Genomic DNA, 18,595 nt, shown 5'->3' with positions numbered 1-18,595 from the left:
CGGGAGAGGCGAGTTGTGCCCCCGTGCTTCCCCTGCCCCACCGGGACCCCCGGCCCCACCTGTGTACCTCCCACGGACCAGTGCGTCGTCCCGGCGGGCAACTGGCGCTCCTGCAGTTCAAAGTCTCTGCCGCTTGAGGACGGCCCTATCCCTCGCCGCGACGCCGTGTTAGGGGATGCAAACCTTCGTGGCACCGGGATCCGGGCGGTGGTTTACTGCCAACATGTCTGAAACCCTCAAACTGAGCCACAACGAACCCCACGACAGCAGCGTGGCCGCGCGCCTGAACTGGCTGCGCGCGGGTGTCCTCGGCGCCAACGACGGCATCGTCTCCGTCGCGGCAACCGTGGTGGGCGTCGCTGGCGTAACCAACGACCTGTCGCCGATCCTCGTGGCAGGCACCGCGGCGGTAGTGGGCGGAGCCGTCTCCATGGCCTTGGGCGAATATGTCTCCGTGAGCAGCCAGAGTGACAGCCAGCGGGCGCTGATCGAGAAGGAACGCCAGGAGCTCCGGGACGATCCCGACGGCGAACTGGCAGAACTGGCCCACATCTACCAGGCCAAGGGACTCAGCGAAGCCACCGCGCGGACCGTTGCCGAGGAGCTGACGGCAAAGGACGCATTGAAGGCCCACCTGTCCGCTGAACTGAACATTGACGAGGAGGAGGTGGCCAGCCCCTGGCACGCTGCCTTTGCCTCGGCCATCGCCTTCACCGTCGGGGCCGTGCTGCCCATGCTGGCGATCATTTTCCCGCCTGAACAAGTTCGTATCCCGGTCACGTTCGCTGCGGTCATCCTGGCGCTCGCCCTGACCGGCAGCGTCAGCGCCAAGATCGGTGGAAGCTCCAAGCGCAAGGCAACCATCCGGCTGGTGGTGGGCGGGGCATTGGCCATGGCCTTCACGTTCGCGGTGGGAAGCCTGCTGGGCACCACCGGCATCGCCTAGCAGCCCCTACCCGGGGCCGCCCACTTCGGTGGCCTGTGCGGACTCCTGGAATCCGTTCCCGGCGCCTTCCCGGCCGCGGCAAAACCTCTTCCATCAGCGTCCTCCCGGGCGTAGGGTGGGCTCACAACTGCTGGCTTACGGGCTGGTGGCGGGCTCATGCAGTTGGGCTCCTGAAGCATGCCGGAGGGACCGCGGGTGGGTAAGAAACCATTGAGAAACCACAGCATGCGGCGCTTCGCAGCGCTGGCCGCAGGCGTTCTTGCCCTGCCGGCACTGGCCTCATGCTCCGCCGAAGTCTCCCGCGGCTTCCTTCCGGGAAACCGCGACACCACGAACAACACCCAATTGATCACGGACCTGTGGGTCAACTCCTGGATCGCCGCGCTGGTGGTGGGCATCATCACCTGGGGACTGATGATCTGGGTCATCGTGGCGTACCGGCGCAGGAAGAACACCGTGGGGTTCCCCCCGCAATTGAGCTACAACCTCCCCCTTGAAGTTTTCTACCTGGCCATCCCGCTGATCGTTATCGGCGTCCTGTTCGTCTTCACGGACCGGGAACAGCGGGCCATCGATGAGCGCTACGCCAACCCGGACGTCGTGATCGACGTCTTCGGCAAACAGTGGTCCTGGGATTTCAACTACGTCAAGGAACAGGTTCACGAGGATGCCGGGCAGCAGGCCCACCTGACCGGCGACTGGGGCACCCCGGACCGGCTGCCCACGCTCTACCTTCCGGTGGGGAAAAAGGTGGAACTACACCTCCAGTCCCGTGACGTGCAGCATTCCTTCTGGGTGGTGGATTTCCTGCAGAAGCGCGACCTGTATCCGGGCCACGAACAGTACAACCCATACATCAGCATCACCCCAAACCGCGTGGGCGAATACATGGGCAAGTGCGCAGAACTGTGCGGCGAGTACCACTCCGAGATGCTTTTCAAGGTCCGGGTGGTGAGCCAGCAGGATTACGACAGCCACATGGCGGACCTGAAGGCAAAGGGCAACACCGGCAACCTGGGCGAGGACTACGTCAGGAACCCGCAATCGGCCCCGGCCCCCCAGGCCCTGGAACCAGCAGAGTAAAGGACGGCACCGCAATGACCACCACAGGCCAGAGAATGGGTGGAGCCGCGGCCACCGCGGCGCCGGCAGTGGTCCGGCGCCCCAAAGGCACCATGGTGGTCAACTGGATCACCTCCACCGACCACAAAACCATCGGCTACATGTACCTGATTGCGTCGTTCGTGTTCTTCTGCCTGGGCGGTGTGATGGCGCTGCTGATCCGCGCCGAACTGTTTGAGCCCGGCATGCAGATCCTGCAGACCAAGGAACAGTACAACCAGCTCTTCACCATGCACGGCACCATCATGCTGCTGATGTTCGCCACCCCGCTGTTCGCCGGGTTCGCCAACGTGATCATGCCGCTGCAGATCGGCGCCCCGGACGTGGCGTTCCCCCGACTTAACGCCCTGGCGTTCTGGTTCTTCCTGTTCGGTTCCACCATCGCGGTGTCCGGCTTCATCACCCCGCAGGGCGCGGCGTCCTTTGGCTGGTTTGCCTACGCGCCGCTGTCCAACACCACATTCACCCCCGGCATCGGCGGTGACCTGTGGGTCTTCGGCCTGGCGCTGTCCGGCTTCGGTACCATCCTCGGCTCGGTCAACTTCATCACCACCATCATCTGCATGCGCGCTCCGGGGCTCACCATGTGGCGGATGCCCATCTTCACCTGGAACACCCTGGTCACCGCCATCCTGGTGCTCATGGCGTTCCCGCCGCTGGCCGCCGCCCTGTTCGCCCTTGGCGCGGACCGCAAGTTCGGTGCCCATATCTTCGATCCAGCCAACGGCGGAGCGATTCTCTGGCAGCACCTGTTCTGGTTCTTCGGCCACCCGGAGGTGTACATCATTGCGCTGCCGTTCTTCGGCATCGTCTCCGAGATTTTCCCGGTGTTCAGCCGCAAACCCCTGTTCGGCTACAAAGGCATTGTGTACGCCACCATCGCCATTGCGGCCCTTTCGGTGACGGTGTGGGCCCACCACATGTACGTCACGGGTGCAATTTTCCTGCCGTTCTTCGCCTTCATGACCATGCTCATCGCGGTGCCCACCGGCGTGAAGTTCTTCAACTGGATCGGCACCATGTGGGGCGGATCGCTGACCTTCGAAACCCCCATGCTGTGGAGCATGGGATTCCTTGCCACCTTCCTCTTCGGTGGCCTCACCGGCATCATCCTGGCCTCGCCGCCCATGGACTTCCACGTTTCGGACTCCTACTTCGTGGTGGCGCACTTCCACTACGTGGTGTTCGGCACCGTGGTGTTCGCCATGTTCGCCGGGTTCTACTTCTGGTGGCCCAAGTTCACCGGCACCATGCTCAACGAGCGCCTGGGCAAGATCCACTTCTGGATGCTCTTCCTGGGCTTCCACGCCACGTTCCTGATCCAGCACTGGCTGGGCGTCCTGGGCATGCCGCGGCGGTACGCGGACTACATGCCGGAGGACAACTTCACCTTCATGAACCAGTTCTCCACTGTTGGCTCATATCTGCTGGGCGCTTCCCTGATCCCGTTCTTCTGGAACGTCTTCATCACGTGGCGTGCCGGGAAGAAGGTCACCGTGGACGACCCCTGGGGCTTCGGCGCCTCGCTGGAGTGGGCCACGTCCTGCCCGCCGCCGCGCCACAACTTCACGTCCCTGCCCCGGATCCGTTCAGAACGGCCCGCACTGGACCTGCACCATCCCGAACTGAGCGTCCGACTCCATCCGTCGGAAGCTGCCCCTGCGGAAAGCGTCCTGGGCGCGGCTGACATCGGGGAGCACGACGTCCACGACCCCAACCCGAACAAGTAGCGACACCACATCACTGCTCGGGGCGATCACTCCAGGCCCATGGCCTCCGATCGGACCGAATTACGTCACGCCATGTTTGCGTAATTGATGTGAACCTTGTCACTTAAACCGCTTTTTGGCTTGGAGCTTAGGTTTGCCTACCCTACAGTTTCCTGACATAGGCAACGTTTACGTTTCCTATTAGGACTTTAGGTTCAAGCAGACTTTTTCCCCACCGAAAGCAGCCTCAATGAAGATCCGCAACAGCGCGCTGGCAGGCATCGCACTCGCCGCCACCGCAGCTCTCGGCCTGACCGCCTGCGGCGGCGCCACCCCTGCCGGTAACGGCTCGTCCGCCGCATCCGGGGGCGCCGCCTCGGGCGAGATCACGGTCTACAACGCCCAGCACGAGAGCCTCACCAAGGAATGGGTGGATGCCTTCACCGCCGAAACCGGCATCAAGGTAACCGTGCGCCAGGGCGATGACACTGAGATGTCCAACCAGATCATCCAGGAAGGCCAGGCGTCCCCCGCGGACGTGTTCCTCACCGAGAACTCCCCCGCCATGACGCAGGTGGAGAACGCCGGGCTGTTCGCGGACGTGGACAAGGACACCCTGGCCCAGGTCCCCTCCCAGTTCTCGCCGTCCACCGGCAAATGGACGGGCATCGCCGCCCGCTCCACCGTCCTGGTGTACAACAAGACCAAACTCACCGCGGACCAGCTGCCCAAGTCCATGCTTGACCTGGCCAAGCCGGAGTGGAAGGGCCGCTGGGCCGCGTCGCCCACCGGCGCCGACTTCCAGGCCATCGTTTCCGCCCTGCTGGAACTCAAGGGTGAAAGCGCCACCGAGGACTGGCTCAAGGCCATGAAGGACAACTCCAAGGCCTACAAGGGCAACAGCACGGCCATGAAGGCAGTCAACGCCGGCGAAGTGGATGCCGCGCTGATCTACCACTACTACTACTACGGCGACCAGGCCAAGACCGGCGAGAACTCCAACAACGTCACGCCGTACTACTTCAAGAATGAAGACCCGGGCGCCTTCCTGTCCGTTTCCGGCGGTGGCGTGCTTAAGTCCTCCAAGAACGCTGCCGCAGCGCAGCAGTTCCTGAAGTTCATCACCGGCAAGAAGGGCCAGGAAGTCCTCAAGAACGGAACGTCCTTCGAATACGCCATCGGCTCCGACGTGCCTGCCAACGACAAACTGGTTCCCATCAAGGACCTGCAGGCACCCAAGGTCGACGCCGCGAAGCTCAATTCCCAGAAGGTCAGCGACCTGATGACCCAGGCCGGACTACTGTAATTCCGTGACCACCGATCTATCGGCTCCCCCCAGGCGGAGCACGACGACGGCGGGCCGGGGCACAAGCCCCCGCCCGCCTTTCGGCGTTTCCGCGGTGTCCGTCCTGGCGGTGCTGATCGCCCTCTTCTCCCTCGTCCCGTTGGGGTACGTGGCGTACATGACGGTGGCAACCGGGTGGGACACCGCCGTCGGCCTCATCCTGCGCCCCCGCGTGGGCGAACTGCTGTTGAACACCCTGCTCCTGATGGCCGCCACCATCCCGCTGTGCCTGCTGCTTGGCGTGGCGGGGGCGTGGCTGGTGGAACGGACCAAGCTCCGCGGCCGCCGGATCTGGGCCGTGCTGCTGGCCGCGCCGCTGGCCGTTCCGGCGTTCGTGAACAGCTACGCCTGGGTCTCGGCCATCCCGTCGCTGGGCGGCCTGGGCTCGGGGATCCTGATTTCCACCTTGTCCTACTTCCCCTTGGTGTACATCCCGGCGGCAGCCACCCTAAGCCGGCTGGACCCGGCCATCGAGCAGTCCGCCGCCGCGCTGGGGCTGGGCGCTTGGCGGGCATTCTTCAGGGTTGTGCTCCCCCAGCTGCGGATTGCCCTGACGGGCGGTGCGCTGCTGGTGGGGCTGCACCTGCTGGCCGAATACGGCGCTTTCGCCATGATCCGGTTCGATACCTTCACCACCGCGATCATGACCCAGTACCGCTCCACCTTCAACGGGGCCGCGGGGAACATGCTGGCCAGCGTGCTGGTGTTCTTCTGCCTGCTCCTGCTGATGGCCGAGGTCCGCAGCCGCGGCACGGCCCGCTATGCCCGGATCGGGTCCGGCGTGCAGGGTAAGGCGCTGCGGCTCCCGCTGCACGCCTACCAGGGCCCGGCCCAGCTCTTCCTGCTGGCGCTGACCGCCCTGGCGTTCGGCCTGCCGCTCTTCTACGTGCTGAAATGGATCCTGGCCGGCGGTGCGGACATCTGGACCGCATCCGAATTCCTTCCTGCCCTCCTTGCCACCTTCTGGTACGGCCTGGTCGGCGCCGGAGCCACCATCGTGGTCGCCTTCCCCATGGCGTACCTCGCGGTCCGGAAGCCCGGCTGGTTCAGCAAGTCCCTGGAACTGTCCAACTATGTCACCAGCTCCATGCCCGGGATCGTGGTGGCCCTGGCATTCGTCACGGTCAGCATCCGCATAGTGCCGGGGATCTACCAGACAACGGGAGTACTGGTGGCCGCGTACGTGCTCCTGTTCCTTCCGCGGGCGCTGGTGAACCTCCGGGCCGGGCTGGCCCAGGCCCCCAAGGAACTCGATGAGGCAGCCCAGGCCCTGGGCAAGCCGCCGCTGCTGGCCTTCATCCGCGTCACCCTGCGGCTCACCGCCCCGGCCGCCGCCGGCGGTGCAGCCCTGGTGTTCCTTGCCATCGCCAATGAGCTCACCGCGACCTTGCTCCTGTCCCCCAACGGCACCAAGACCCTGGCCACCGAGTTCTGGAGCAAGAGCAGCGAAATCGACTACGCGGGCGCTGCGCCCTATGCGCTGCTGATGATCCTGCTCTCCGCGCCCATGACCTATCTCCTCTTCCAACAGTCCAAGAAAGTAGCCGGACAGTGACAGCACCATCAACCCGGAGGCTGCCCGAGCCTCGGGTGGCGCCCTCCGTGGCAGCAACCACCAACAGCCACCTGCAGATCACGGACGTCACCAAGAACTTCGGATCGCAGGCAGTGCTGAAGGGCGTCAACCTGTCCGTGGCCAAGGGAGGCACCACCGCCATCGTGGGCCCGTCCGGGTCCGGCAAGACCACGCTCCTGCGCCTCATCGCAGGGTTCGAGCACCCGGACACTGGCACCATTTCGCTGAACGGGACCACCGTTGCCGGTGACGGCGCCTGGCTTCCCGCGCATAAGCGGCAAATCGGGTACGTGGCCCAGGACGGTGCCCTCTTCCCGCACCTCACCGTTGGCCAGAATGTTGCCTTCGGCCTCAACCCGGCCAAGTTGGAGGGCGGCCGCCGCGCCGTTGCTGCCCGCGTGGCAGAACTCCTGGAAATGGTGTCCCTGGACGCGGCCATGGCCAAGCGCCGCCCGCACCAGCTCTCCGGCGGCCAGCAGCAGCGCGTCGCCCTGGCCCGGGCGCTGGCCCGCGAACCGGAGCTGATGCTCCTGGACGAACCGTTCTCCGCCCTGGATGCAGGGCTGCGCGTGGCCACCCGCCGCGCCGTGGCCAAGGTCCTGGCCGAGGCCGGCGTCACCACCATCCTGGTCACCCACGACCAGGCCGAGGCGCTCTCCTTCGCCGACCAGGTGGCCGTAATGCGCGGCGGCAAGCTGGCCCAGATCGGCAACCCCTTTGTGGTGTACACCCGCCCCGCGGACCGGGCCACCGCCGAGTTCCTGGGTGACGCCGTCATCCTGGACGCCTGGCTGGAGGGATCCCTGGCCACCTGTTCGCTGGGCGGCATCCCGGTGCGGCGGCCGCCGGCGCAGGGTCGGGTCCAGCTGATGCTCCGCCCCGAACAGATCCGCATCGCCGAGGACGGCCCCATCCGCGGCGTGGTGGTGGACACGGACTACTTTGGCCCCGAAACCACGGTGCGGCTGAAGCTGAACGTGCCCAAGGAAGTGGCCGAGCACGCCGACCACCGTTACCCCGGCGGGGGCGAAGTGATCACCATCCGGCACTGGAACGCATCAATCGCCCGGCCCGGCATGGAACTGTGCCTGCGGGTTGTGGGCGAAGCCGTGGCATTCCCGATGGACGAGTAGGCGCCATCAGCCACACGCGATACAGAAAAAACACCGGGCAGAAACACTCCGGCAACCTGCCCACGGCAAGCTATGGCTTACGGGGACACAACAGCAGGAGGCAGCCCGCATGGAGGCACAAGGAGTACGTACCGCCCAGCTCCGCATTGGGGACCAGATAGAGGCGTGGCACAGGGGCAAGCTCTTCCACAAGGGCAAGGTGACCGACGTCGTCCCGGCCCTTGAGCTCTTCTGGATCCTGGACGCACGGACCGGCGCGCGCAAGCTGCTGGACCCGGAAGCCCTGGAGATCCGCCACGTGGACCCGGCCCGGGCCGGCCTGGACGCCCCACCCAAGCCCCAGGCCCCGGCCAAGCCGCTCGCCACCGCCTGACCCCCTCCAACCAAGGAGTCAGGTGCGTTCCTGATAGACGTCCGGGACGCCGTCGTGGTCTGAATTCACCTTCTCCAGCTCTTCGGTGGCCCGGTATTGGCGGTTGCGGGTGCGCAGAACGGCCGTGGCCAGCAGCGCGGCGATCAGTGATGCGGCCAGGATGCCCACCTTGGCGTGGTCGTCGTGCAGGCTGCCGTTGCCGAAGCTGAGCTCTGCCACCAGCAGGGAAACGGTGAAGCCGATCCCCGCCAGCAGCGCAACTCCGAACACGTCGATCCATTTGAAGGAGCTGTCCAGGCTGGCCCTGGTGGCTTTGGTCAGGACCCAGGTGGTGCCCATGATGCCAATCGGCTTGCCCAGGACAAGGCCCAGGATGATGCCCAGCGCTACCGGGTCCGCCAGTGCCGAGCCCAGGCCTTCCCATCCGCCGACCGCGACTCCCGCAGAGAAGAACGCGAAGATGGGAACGGCCATACCCGCGGAAAAGGGCCGGAACCGGTGCTCGAAGATCTCAGCCAGGCCGGGACCGGCCCCGGGTCCGCCGGACGCCTGCGACCGAATGACGGGGATGGCGAAGCCCAGCAGCACGCCGGCGACGGTGGCGTGGATGCCGGACGCGTGCACCAGCGCCCAGGTCACGGCGCCCAGCGGCAGCAGGATCAGCCACGCGGCCGCCGCATGGCGCCCGAAGAACCGCCGGTACTTCTGCGCCAGGAACGTGTAGAGGGCCAGCGGGATAAGCGCCAGGAGGAGCGGGGCGGCCTGGATGTCGCTGGAGTAGAAGAAGGCGATGATGGTGATGGCAATCAGGTCGTCCACCACTGCCAGCGTCAGCAGGAAAATCCGCAGGGCGCTGGGCAGATGGGACCCGATGATCGCCAGGACAGCCACGGCGAAGGCGATGTCGGTGGCCGTGGGAATGGCCCAGCCACGGAGTGTTTCCGGACTGGAAAGATTGACGAGGGCGTAGATCACCGCCGGGAGGGCCACGCCTCCCACGGCGGCCGCCACCGGCACGACTGATTTGCTGGGCTGGCGCAGGTCACCGGCCACGAATTCGCGTTTGAGTTCCAGGCCCACGAGGAAAAAGAAGATGGCCAGCAGTCCATCAGCCGCCCAGGCCCCCATGCTCAGGTCCAGGTGCCACGGCTCATAGCCCACCGTGAAGTCGCGGAGGGCAAAGTAGCTGTCCGACGCCGGGGAGTTGGCCCAGACCAGGGCGATCACCGCCGCGATGACCAGGAGTGCGCCGCCCACCGTTTCCTTGCGGAGGATTTCCCCGATCCGGAGTGCTTCGGCGTAACTTCCGCGGGCGAAAACGGTGGAGCCGAAAAACTTGTTACGGCCGGGAGGAGGCGGGGTGGGGTTCATGCAGGCGTCCTTAAATCCGGGTTCGACAAAGCCATGCCGACCAGACTTCCCGGCGCACCTCCACCCATCCTACGGGCCCGGCATGTGCCGAAGAAGCCCGCAACGGAGCAGCCGTGCAGCAAATTGTGGGCCATTTCACGTAAAGCCCCATCCGGCCGGGCTCCGGCACCGAACCGCTTGTGTCCCTCATCTGGGACGAACGTCACTTGTATGAGGAGATTGCTTTCCGATGAACAAGACACTTCGCTTCCTTGCAGTACCTACCCTCGCGTTAGGCGCCCTCGCCCTCTCGGGCGCTCCCGCCATGGCTGCCGACACCACCTACCAGTCAACGCTGACCCGCATCAACGGCAGTTCCGCCTCCGGTACCATCACGGTTGACGTGACCGGCAACCAGGCCCACGCCGTCCTGAAGGTCTCAGGCCTGGCCCCGACCTTCAACAACGCGCCGTACCCGCACGTCCAGCACATCCACGGCGGCGCCCAGGGAACCTGTCCGGCACCCTCGGCCGACAAGGACGGCGACGGGGTGATCTCCACTACGGAGGGCGCGCCCAGCTACGGTGGCATCGTCACCACATTGTCCACCAGCGGCGACACGAGCCCCGCCGCCGGCCTGGACCTCAAGGTGGCCGGCCAGGGCGCTAGCTACACCATCGACCGCACCTTCGAGCTGAACGCCGACACCAAGGCCGCCCTGCAAGCAGGCACCGCAGTCGTGGTAGTCCACGGGTTGGATCCCGCCACGCTCAGCGCTGCCGGGCAGGCGGCCAAGTCCGATCTCGTCCCCAGCCTCCCGCTTGCCGCCACCTCCCCCGCCCTTTGCGGCACGCTCAAAGCCGGCCAGATGAAGATGCCGGCCGGCAGCGCTGACACTGGCGTGGCGCAGCAGGCCGCTGGCACGGACGCCGGTGCCCTCGCCCTGGGCGGCGGCCTGGCCATGGCAGCAGTCGCCGGCGGGGCCTACCTCATCCGCCGCCGCAGCTCCGGATCCGAGGCGTAGGCGCCGGGCTGACCGGACCATCACCATGACTCCATCAAGTTCCGGCCGCTACGGGGGCCTTCGGGCCGCCGCAGCGGCCGGGCTTCTGTTGCTGCTCGCCGGCTGCGGCAACGCCACCGCGTCCGACGCCGGCTCCTCACCTCCGGTTCCCGCGTCACAGCAAACTGCAGGTACTGCGGCTGAGGGCCCGGCAGCCGGGAGCGGGATCCCGTCCAGCCCTGCCGCTGCAAGCCCGCCGCCGCCCAACACGCCCGCGCCCGCACCGGCTGCCGAACCGCCAGTGCTTGCCCGCTCCCAGCCGGTGGCCATGGAAGTCCCATCGATAGGGCTGCGCACCGAACTCCTTAGCCTTGGCCTGCGCCCCGACGGTTCCTTGGAGGTCCCGCAGGATACGGGCAATGGTGCCCCCGCCGGCTGGTACAGCGGTTCACCGACCCCCGGCGAGCGGGGCCCCGCGGTGGTGCTGGGCCATGTGAATGCACTCGGGGGCCATAAGGGGGTCTTCGCTGATCTGCGCCGCCTGGCACCCGGCGCGGAAGTGTCCGTTGCCCGGGCCGATGGCAGTACGGCCGTCTTCGTGATAGATCACGGCGCCACCTACAGCAAGGAAAACTTTCCCACTGTCGAGGTCTATGGCAACACCGCCGGGTCCGAATTGCGGCTTATCACCTGCGACGGGTACGACCCCACGACGGGCCTGTTTGAGGACAACTTCGTGATTTACGCCAGGCTCAAAGCCTGACCGCGCTGACAAGCGGCCACCGGAAACGACCCGGAGGCCGGGATGGACGAACCATGAAGAACCCTGTTCCCCTGCCGGCCTACCTGGCGCTGTGTCTCCTCCTGCTCTCCGGCTGCGCGGCAGCGGCGGGCTCCCCAGGCAGCGCAGGACCGCCGTCCAGCGCCTCGTCCTCTGTTGCGTCCCCGCCCGGGGGCGCGCATGCCGCCCACCACGGAACCGAGACTGGAAGTCCCGCGCCCGCCCCTGCCGGGCCGAGCGAAGCCGCCAGGATGGTATGCGGAGACCAGCCCATGGACAGGCTCACTGCCATCCTGGAACTCAAAGAGAAACCCCACACCGTGAGCAACTGGGCCGACAGCACGTTCACATGCACCTACCATCTGGCCGAAGGGACCCTGAGAATTTCGGTTCAGCAGGCGCCCGATGAGGCTTCAGCCCGGAAATATTTTGATGCCATGCAGGCACTGGCCAAGGACGCCAAGCCCATCGAAGGCCTGGCCAACCTGGGCTTCCCCGCCTACGAGACCGCGGATGGGTCAGCAGTCTTCCAGAAAGACAGTTTCGTTCTGCACGTGGACGCATCAGCCCTTCCAGCGGTTGCGGGTCCCAATGCCATCACCCGCAACGCCCTGGCCTATCAGCTGTCCACCACCATCCTCGCGTGCTGGGTGGAACATCATTAACGGGCATCAGCCCGCGCGGCGACCCCCGGTATGGTCCGGCCGCGCATGCAGCTGAATGGCCCGCACGGCCCGGTCCAGGTAATTCCGGGCTTCGGGGGAATTGGCCAGCTGCACCAGCTCCGCCGCCACCACCACCAGCTTGACGTTGCGGCGGCTGCTGGCGCTCACCAGCATCTGGAACGCGTCATCGGAACCGAGTTTCAGCTGGCCCATGAGGATGCCGCGGGCCTGGTCGATCACCGTGCGGGTTGCCGTGGCACCGGCAACGGCTTCCCGTGCCGTTTGTTCGGTTTCGCGCTGCAGCGTACGGCTGAGGTCTACCATCACGCCCTCGAGGGCAACCACTGATCCATCGGTCCCCAGGATCCCCTCACCGGAGGTCAGCACCCGCCGGGTCCGGCCGCGGGCATCGACCACCCGGTGGTACATGCAGAAGAATCCGCCGGACTTTGCAACCTGCACCACGATCTCTTCGCACCGCTCCCGGTCATCGGGATGTTTGTGGGCGAAGACCAGTTCCAAGGTAGGGACAACGTCGCCGCGCTGGTACCCGTGCAGCCGGAACATCCCGTCCGACCAATGAACGCCCGGCGCGGGTTCCATCTCCACCTTGAAGATCCCGGCGTCGCTTTCACTGTCCCCGAGCGCACTCGAATACGTGTACAGATCGCTGAGCTCCGCCACAGGTCCACCTCCCGTGCATAGGCCAGCCCCCAAGCGGGCAGGCTCTGTCCTCGCTCCCCTCAGTATGGCCGCCCCGGGCAACGGAAGGTAGTGCGGGAGGGCCTATGGAACTCAATGGGAAAATGCGCTACACCTCTTGACCTCAAATACCCCTAGGGGGTATGTTGGCCGTGTTGTCAGTGAAGTGGTATGTCCCGGCTGGTGCGCTGTACCGGCCTTCACAGCCGTTCAACCCCAGCACCCATTGATCCCCTCAACGGATTGGAACTGACATGAACAACGAAAACCGGCCACAGCTCCCCCTCGCTTCCTCCGCGACGCCCGCCCACCTTTCGCGGATTTCCGGCTAACGCCCGCCCACCTTTCGCGGCTTTTCAGGCGACGCCCGCCCACCTTCCGCAGCATTCCGGGCGGCCATCCTCACAGGAGGACCCCATGCAGGACCATAGCGACATGCACCACCAGAAGGACCCGCACGACCACCACCGGCCCGCGGGCGGCACCCTTACCCAGCCGGCCGCGCACACCGACGGACATGCGCACGCCGGGCATGCGCAGCACGGCCAGCACGACGACGACCACACCGTCCACACCCACGGGCAGCATGCCGGGCATAGCACCGCCATGTTCAAGAACCGGTTCTGGCTGACGCTGGCCCTTGCCGTTCCGGTGGTCTACTTCAGCCCCATGATGGCCCACCTCCTGGGCTATATGCCACCGGAGTTCCCCTGTTCCGCCTGGATTCCGCCGATCCTTGGCACCGTGATTTTCCTCTACGGCGGCCAGCCCTTCCTCAAAGGCGGACTGCAGGAGCTCAAAGACCGTACGCCGGGAATGATGCTGCTGATCGCCATGGCCATCACAGTGGCGTTCGCCGCATCCTGGGTCACCAGCCTGGGCATCGGCGGTTTCGACCTGGACTTCTGGTGGGAGCTGGCGTTGCTGGTGGCCATCATGTTGCTGGGGCACTGGATCGAGATGCGGGCGCTGGGGTCCGCGCAGGGCGCCCTTGACGCCCTCGCCGCGCTGCTGCCGGATGAGGCCGAACGCATCACGGACAGCGGGACCGAGACCGTACCCGTGTCCGAACTCAGCCCCGGCGACCTGGTCCTGGTCCGTCCCGGTGCCCGCATGCCTGCCGATGGAAACGTGGTGGACGGGCAGGCCGAGTTCGACGAATCCATGATCACCGGTGAATCAAAAACCGTGGCACGCGGGGCCGGTGACCCGGTGGTGGCCGGAACCGTGGCAACCGACAGCAGCGTCCGGGTGCGGGTCACCGCAGTCGGCGACCAGACCGCCCTGGCCGGGATCCAGCGGCTGGTGGAGGAAGCCCAGGCCTCGTCTTCACGCGCCCAGGCCCTGGCTGACCGCGCCGCTGCGTTCCTCTTCTACTTCGCCGCCGGCGCCGGAGTCCTGACGTTCATCGCCTGGACGTTGCTGGGAAGCGTTCCGGACGCCGTCACCCGAACCGTCACCGTGCTGGTGATCGCGTGCCCGCACGCCCTTGGCCTGGCCATTCCGCTGGTGATCGCCATCTCCACGGAGCAGGCCGCGCGGGCCGGGGTGCTGATCAAGAACCGGATGGCGCTGGAGCGGATGCGCACCATCGACGTGGTCCTGTTCGACAAGACCGGCACCCTGACCACCGGCGAGCCGGAACTGAAGGATGTTGCCGTCGCCGAAGGGGCGGACGCCGATGCCGTGCTGGCCCTTGCCGCCGCCGTCGAATCCGACAGCGAGCACCCCGTGGCGCGGGCCATCGTGCGGGCTGCCAGGGCACGGAACCTGACGCTGCCCGAAGCCACCGGCTTCACGTCGCTGCCGGGCCGGGGCGTCCGGGCCAGCGTGGACGGCCGTACAGTGCACGTGGGCGGACCCGCGCTCCTGCGCGAACTCGGCGTCGCCGAATCCGCCACACTGGCCGGCAGCACCCGGGCGTGGATGGACCGCGGAGCCGCCGTGCTCCACGTGGTCGACGCCGGCAACATCCTGGGTGCCGTGAGCATGGAGGATGCGGTACGGCCGGAGTCGCGGCAGGCAGTGTCAGCCCTGCAGCGGCGCGGCGTGAAGGTGGCCATGGTCACCGGCGATGCGCACCAGGTGGCCCGGGCCGTGGCTGCGGACCTGGACATCGATGAGGTGTTCGCCGAGGTCCTGCCGGCGGACAAGGACAAGAAAGTGGCGGAACTGCAGGCCCGCGGACTGAAGGTGGCCATGGTGGGCGACGGGGTCAACGACTCGCCCGCGCTGGCCCGCGCGGAGGTGGGCATCGCCATCGGGGCCGGAACCGACGTCGCGGTGGAATCCGCCGGCGTGGTGCTGGCCGGGAACGATCCTCGGGCCGTGCTGTCCATGGTGGACCTGTCCCGCGCCAGCTACCGGAAGATGTGGCAGAACCTGGTCTGGGCCACCGGCTACAACATCCTCTCCGTGCCGCTGGCAGCAGGTGTCCTGGCGTTCGCCGGGGTGGTCTTGTCCCCCGCGGCCGGGGCGGTGCTGATGTCCGCCTCCACCATCGTGGTGGCGCTGAACGCCCAGCTCCTCCGGCGCCTGAAACTGAACCCGTCAGAGGTACGTTGATATCCACAGACCGATTGGAAGGAGGGACCGCCGTGACCACCCGCGCCGTGGCGTCCCTCCTCCGCATGGCCTGGCTGCTCGCCGGCACCCTTGCAGTCATCGCCGGACTCCTGGGCATGCATGTGATGGCCTCGAGCCACGCCTCGCACGGGGCCGTGCAACATGGGTCAGTGTCATTTGGCGCGCCCGCCGGGCACACCGCCGTCGCGCATTCTGCTGCCGGCGACCATGCCGGCGGCCACGCCGGGCACCTGCCCGCGGCCTCCGCCATGGACGCGCCGGCCCTTGCGCCCGCCGGCTGCGGCGACACCTGCCCGGGGGCCAAGGAGTCGGGGGCGCCCTGCATCCCTTCGGCGCCCAGCGGCCCTGTCACGGTCGTCCCGCCGCAGGCCACCCTGGAAACCCTTCCGGAGCTACGCGCAGGCGGCAGCCCCGCCGATGCGTACGACTACCTCCCGCCCAGCCCAACGCCCTGCGACCTGTCCATCAGCCGGACGTAAACCGGACTGCGCCACCACCCGAGGCCCAGTCCGACTACATCCCTGAAAGACAACCATGAACACCACTGTCAAGACCCTGTCCATTGCCGCTGCCCTGGCCGCCTCGCTCGGCCTCGCCGGCTGCGCCGCCAATGCCGGCTCCGGCACCAGCATGCCCAGGGACCACGGCAGCTCCAGCACAATGCCGAGCGCCGGCACCAGCGCCAACGCCGACCACAACCCGGCCGACATCATGTTCGCGCAGATGATGATCCCGCACCACGCCCAGGCCGTGGAGATGAGCGGCATCGTCCTGGGCAAGCCGGACATGCCGGCGGAGGTGACCGCCCTGGCCACCAAAATCAAAGCGGCCCAGGCGCCGGAGATCGAACAGATGACCGGCTGGCTCACCGGCTGGAACGTGCCCACCATGATGAGCGACCACACCGGGCACGGGATGACCGGCATGGTGGACGACGCTGGCATCGACAAGCTCAAGTCGGCCACCGGCACCGACGCTGCACGGCTGTTCCTTGAGCAGATGACCGGCCATCACGAGGGCGCCATCGACATGGCACAGCAGGAGATCGGCGCCGGAAAGTTCCCGGACGCCGTGAAGCTGGGCCATGACATCGTGGCCGCGCAGCAGGCAGAGATCACGCAGATGAAGCAGCTGCTGGCCACGCTCTAGCCTGCACCCCGGCCCGCCCGGGACATGCGAACGGCGCGCGGCGGCACCCAGCCCGGGAGCCGCCGTCGCGCCGTTGCGTGTTAAGTTGAAAGGCACGGGCCAGAACGGATCCGTCACCAGCTGGGAAAAGAGAACATCTCCTTGGACACTTCCGAACCAGTACGAATCCTGACCGTCTGCACCGGCAACATCTGCCGGTCGCCCGTGGCCGAACGGCTGCTGCAGGCAGGACTCGACCAGGCGGTGCCGGGCGGTTTCCTCGTGGCCAGCGCCGGCACCCGCGCCTTGGTGGGCGAGCCGATGCAGCGCGCCTCGGCTGACATCGTGCGGACCTTCGGCGGAAATCCCGAAGGGTTCGCGGCCCGGCAGCTCACGCCCAGGATCCTGCGCGGCGTGGACCTGGTGCTCACCATGACCTCCGGGCACCGCGGCGAGGTCCTGCAGCTCGATGCCTCCCTGCTCAAGCGGACGTTCACCATCCGCGAGTTTGCCCGAATGCTCGACGTCCTGGACCAGCGGGCCGCCGCCGCTGCTGACGGCCAGCCAGCCGCCGTCGTATCTTCGCAGGACACACCTCCTGCCAGCAACGCGTCCGACGACGACGCCCGCCTGGCTGCCAACGGCGCCTTTTGGCGGGGCTTGCCGGCGCGGGCCGCCGGGGTGCGGCACCTCTCGCTGCCTGGCGACCCCGCAGCCAACGACATCGTGGACCCGTACCGCCGCGCACCCGAGGTCTACCGGGAGATGGAGGACCAACTGGCCCCCGCGATCGTGTCCATCCTGCGCCACGCCCGCCTCAACTCCCCGGTCCCCGGGAGCGCAACCGGTTCGCCGTAACGGAACGGTGTCCCCGGCAGCTCTCCGGCGAGCCGGCGGACCGTGCTCAGGTGACAGTTTGGATACTCCTGTAGCCAACAACGGCACCACCGGCGGACACTGATCCCACCCGCAACACGATGAGGTGGAGGCAGAGCATGAGCACGCCTGATCCAACCGGACCTGCCACCGGCCCGTCCGGCTCCCACCGTCCCGCCTGGCTGGCTTCGCTGGGCCGCCGCCGCTGGATCGCCGCACTGCTGGCGCTGGTTCTTGTGGTGGCGGCCGTAATCGCCATCTTCAGCCTGAACCGGGCCGGCAAGGATGCCGAACCGGCAGCCACCCAGACGCAGTCGCCCAGCGCAACACCCACGCCAACGCCCTCCGAAACCCCGCCCCCTGTTCCGCCGCCCCCGCCCCCGCCCCCGCCCCCGCCGCAGCCGATCCCCGAACTACCGCCCGCGGCCATGAACGTGCTGGTCATCGGCAGCGACAGCCGCGGCAACGCCCGCGACGAGGCCGCCCACACTGCGGCCACGGGTGAGGCGTCGGACCAGCGGTCGGACTCCTTGATGCTGGTCCACGTACCTGCGGACCGCCACACCCTGTACATCATCTCGATCATGCGCGACCTGTGGGTGGACGTCCCCGATGTGGGGGGCTCCAAGATCAACGCGGCCCTGCAGTACGGCGGCATCGACCTGGCAACCCAGGCCGTGCAGCAACTGCTGGGGATCACCATCGACCACACGCTGATGCTCGACTTCAACGGCTTCAAGGCGCTCACGGACGGTCTTGGCGGTATTGACGTCAACGTCCCCTTCGCCTTCCAGTCCACCATCGAAACCCAGCACTCCTTCAGCCAGGGGATCAACCATCTTGACGGGCAGGCGGCCCTGGAGTTCAGCCGCGAGCGCTACGCGTTCACCGACGGCGACTACCAGCGGGTCCAGAACCAGCGCACCATGCTCCGTGCCATCCTGGCCAGGCTCACCGGCGGCGGCGCCCTCAATGACGTGAACGCGGTCCGGTCGCTGGTGGACTACGCCGCCTGCTGCCTCACGGTGGACAAAGGCTTTGATCCCGTCCAGGCCGCCATTCTTGCCTACAGCCTGCGCAACCTGGATGTGAACGCGATCGGCACCATGACGCTGCCCACCGCCGGGACGGGCATGGTCGCCGGCCAGTCCGTGGTGTTCCCCGACTACGGGGGCATCGCCGCTGTGGGGGCTGCGCTGCGGGAGGGCAGGATCGCGGACTTCGCCGCCCCGTAACGCCAGGCGCCCGACCGGGCCGGCGATGGTCGGCCGGGGCACCCATGGTGCGCCGCCGCCCTCGT

At 67.0% G+C, this 18,595-nt stretch carries 17 protein-coding genes; 15 read left to right on the top strand and 2 right to left on the bottom strand.

The features are described 5' to 3' along the window. Positions 1–223 precede the first annotated feature (223 nt). The 7 genes from IEW19_RS02740 (at position 224) to IEW19_RS02710 (ending at position 8,204) form a co-directional block, all read left to right on the top strand. Positions 224–946 (top strand): VIT1/CCC1 transporter family protein, encoded by a 723-nt coding sequence (locus IEW19_RS02740; RefSeq protein WP_188570157.1) that lies wholly within the window; start codon positions 224–226, stop codon positions 944–946. A 225-nt stretch (positions 947–1,171) separates the two neighbouring features. Next, on the top strand, positions 1,172–2,029 hold the full coding sequence (gene ctaC, locus IEW19_RS02735; RefSeq protein WP_188570156.1) for an aa3-type cytochrome oxidase subunit II: 858 nt from the start codon (positions 1,172–1,174) through the stop codon (positions 2,027–2,029). Between the two features lie 14 nt (positions 2,030–2,043). Then, positions 2,044–3,798: an aa3-type cytochrome oxidase subunit I gene (gene ctaD / locus IEW19_RS02730; protein ID WP_229748276.1), complete on the top strand. Its 1,755-nt coding sequence runs from the start codon at positions 2,044–2,046 to the stop codon at positions 3,796–3,798. Positions 3,799–4,027: 229 nt separating this feature from the next. Then, positions 4,028–5,083: an iron ABC transporter substrate-binding protein gene (locus tag IEW19_RS02725; RefSeq protein WP_188570155.1), complete on the top strand. Its 1,056-nt coding sequence runs from the start codon at positions 4,028–4,030 to the stop codon at positions 5,081–5,083. A gap of 4 nt (positions 5,084–5,087) precedes the next feature. Beyond that, complete coding sequence (locus IEW19_RS02720; RefSeq protein WP_188570154.1) at positions 5,088–6,677, top strand: ABC transporter permease; 1,590 nt, start codon at positions 5,088–5,090, stop codon at positions 6,675–6,677. Beyond that, positions 6,674–7,831, top strand: coding sequence for an ABC transporter ATP-binding protein (locus IEW19_RS02715; RefSeq protein WP_188570153.1), 1,158 nt, complete (start codon positions 6,674–6,676; stop codon positions 7,829–7,831). Before IEW19_RS02720 ends, IEW19_RS02715 begins: the two co-directional genes overlap by 4 nt. Positions 7,832–7,940: 109 nt before the next feature. Beyond that, entirely contained in the window at positions 7,941–8,204 is a 264-nt protein-coding gene (locus IEW19_RS02710; RefSeq protein ID WP_188570152.1) for a hypothetical protein, read from the top strand. 18 nt (positions 8,205–8,222) lie between these two features. Here the strand turns inward: IEW19_RS02710 and nhaA are convergent, their stop codons facing one another. Beyond that, entirely contained in the window at positions 8,223–9,575 is a 1,353-nt protein-coding gene (nhaA, locus tag IEW19_RS02705; RefSeq protein ID WP_188570151.1) for a Na+/H+ antiporter NhaA, read from the bottom strand. Positions 9,576–9,804: 229 nt separating this feature from the next. On the opposite strand from nhaA, the gene IEW19_RS02700 reads away from it, so the two are divergent. From IEW19_RS02700 to IEW19_RS02690, 3 genes are read left to right on the top strand one after another with little or no spacing between them, the layout of a single operon-like run. After that, positions 9,805–10,578, top strand: coding sequence for a CHRD domain-containing protein (locus tag IEW19_RS02700; RefSeq protein WP_188570150.1), 774 nt, complete (start codon positions 9,805–9,807; stop codon positions 10,576–10,578). A 25-nt stretch (positions 10,579–10,603) separates the two neighbouring features. Further along, positions 10,604–11,320, top strand: coding sequence for a class F sortase (locus IEW19_RS02695; RefSeq protein ID WP_188570149.1), 717 nt, complete (start codon positions 10,604–10,606; stop codon positions 11,318–11,320). Positions 11,321–11,373: 53 nt separating this feature from the next. Beyond that, positions 11,374–12,003, top strand: a complete 630-nt coding sequence (locus IEW19_RS02690) for a hypothetical protein (RefSeq protein WP_188570148.1) — start codon at positions 11,374–11,376, stop codon at positions 12,001–12,003. 6 nt (positions 12,004–12,009) lie between these two features. Here the strand turns inward: IEW19_RS02690 and IEW19_RS02685 are convergent, their stop codons facing one another. Then, on the bottom strand, positions 12,010–12,687 hold the full coding sequence (locus IEW19_RS02685; protein WP_188570147.1) for a PAS and ANTAR domain-containing protein: 678 nt from the start codon (positions 12,685–12,687) through the stop codon (positions 12,010–12,012). Between the two features lie 435 nt (positions 12,688–13,122). Between IEW19_RS02685 and IEW19_RS02680 the strand changes: the two genes are divergently transcribed. The 5 genes from IEW19_RS02680 (at position 13,123) to IEW19_RS02660 (ending at position 18,530) form a co-directional block, all read left to right on the top strand. Then, entirely contained in the window at positions 13,123–15,270 is a 2,148-nt protein-coding gene (locus tag IEW19_RS02680; RefSeq protein WP_188570146.1) for a heavy metal translocating P-type ATPase, read from the top strand. Positions 15,271–15,302: 32 nt separating this feature from the next. Next, complete coding sequence (locus tag IEW19_RS02675) at positions 15,303–15,770, top strand: hypothetical protein (protein WP_188570145.1); 468 nt, start codon at positions 15,303–15,305, stop codon at positions 15,768–15,770. Between the two features lie 55 nt (positions 15,771–15,825). Beyond that, positions 15,826–16,440, top strand: a complete 615-nt coding sequence (locus IEW19_RS02670) for a DUF305 domain-containing protein (RefSeq protein WP_188570144.1) — start codon at positions 15,826–15,828, stop codon at positions 16,438–16,440. A 141-nt stretch (positions 16,441–16,581) separates the two neighbouring features. Beyond that, positions 16,582–17,277, top strand: coding sequence for an arsenate reductase/protein-tyrosine-phosphatase family protein (locus tag IEW19_RS02665; protein ID WP_188570143.1), 696 nt, complete (start codon positions 16,582–16,584; stop codon positions 17,275–17,277). 137 nt (positions 17,278–17,414) lie between these two features. After that, positions 17,415–18,530: an LCP family protein gene (locus IEW19_RS02660; protein ID WP_188570142.1), complete on the top strand. Its 1,116-nt coding sequence runs from the start codon at positions 17,415–17,417 to the stop codon at positions 18,528–18,530. Positions 18,531–18,595 lie beyond the last annotated feature (65 nt).

The organism is Arthrobacter liuii (assembly GCF_014639275.1).
GTDB lineage: Bacteria > Actinomycetota > Actinomycetes > Actinomycetales > Micrococcaceae > Arthrobacter > Arthrobacter liuii.
This window is presented reverse-complemented; position numbering and strand designations above follow the sequence as displayed.

What these genes read in the sequence shown, in the direction of transcription:
- IEW19_RS02740 (WP_188570157.1), top strand. Translation starts at nt 224, where the DNA reads ATGTCTGAAACCCTCAAACTGAGCCACAACGAACCCCACGACAGCAGC.
- ctaC (WP_188570156.1), top strand. Translation starts at nt 1,172, where the DNA reads ATGCGGCGCTTCGCAGCGCTGGCCGCAGGCGTTCTTGCCCTGCCGGCA.
- ctaD (WP_229748276.1), top strand. Translation starts at nt 2,044, where the DNA reads ATGACCACCACAGGCCAGAGAATGGGTGGAGCCGCGGCCACCGCGGCG.
- IEW19_RS02725 (WP_188570155.1), top strand. Translation starts at nt 4,028, where the DNA reads ATGAAGATCCGCAACAGCGCGCTGGCAGGCATCGCACTCGCCGCCACC.
- IEW19_RS02710 (WP_188570152.1), top strand. Translation starts at nt 7,941, where the DNA reads ATGGAGGCACAAGGAGTACGTACCGCCCAGCTCCGCATTGGGGACCAG.
- nhaA (WP_188570151.1), bottom strand. Translation starts at nt 9,575, where the DNA reads ATGAACCCCACCCCGCCTCCTCCCGGCCGTAACAAGTTTTTCGGCTCC.
- IEW19_RS02700 (WP_188570150.1), top strand. Translation starts at nt 9,805, where the DNA reads ATGAACAAGACACTTCGCTTCCTTGCAGTACCTACCCTCGCGTTAGGC.
- IEW19_RS02695 (WP_188570149.1), top strand. Translation starts at nt 10,604, where the DNA reads ATGACTCCATCAAGTTCCGGCCGCTACGGGGGCCTTCGGGCCGCCGCA.
- IEW19_RS02690 (WP_188570148.1), top strand. Translation starts at nt 11,374, where the DNA reads ATGAAGAACCCTGTTCCCCTGCCGGCCTACCTGGCGCTGTGTCTCCTC.
- IEW19_RS02680 (WP_188570146.1), top strand. Translation starts at nt 13,123, where the DNA reads ATGCAGGACCATAGCGACATGCACCACCAGAAGGACCCGCACGACCAC.
- IEW19_RS02670 (WP_188570144.1), top strand. Translation starts at nt 15,826, where the DNA reads ATGAACACCACTGTCAAGACCCTGTCCATTGCCGCTGCCCTGGCCGCC.
- IEW19_RS02660 (WP_188570142.1), top strand. Translation starts at nt 17,415, where the DNA reads ATGAGCACGCCTGATCCAACCGGACCTGCCACCGGCCCGTCCGGCTCC.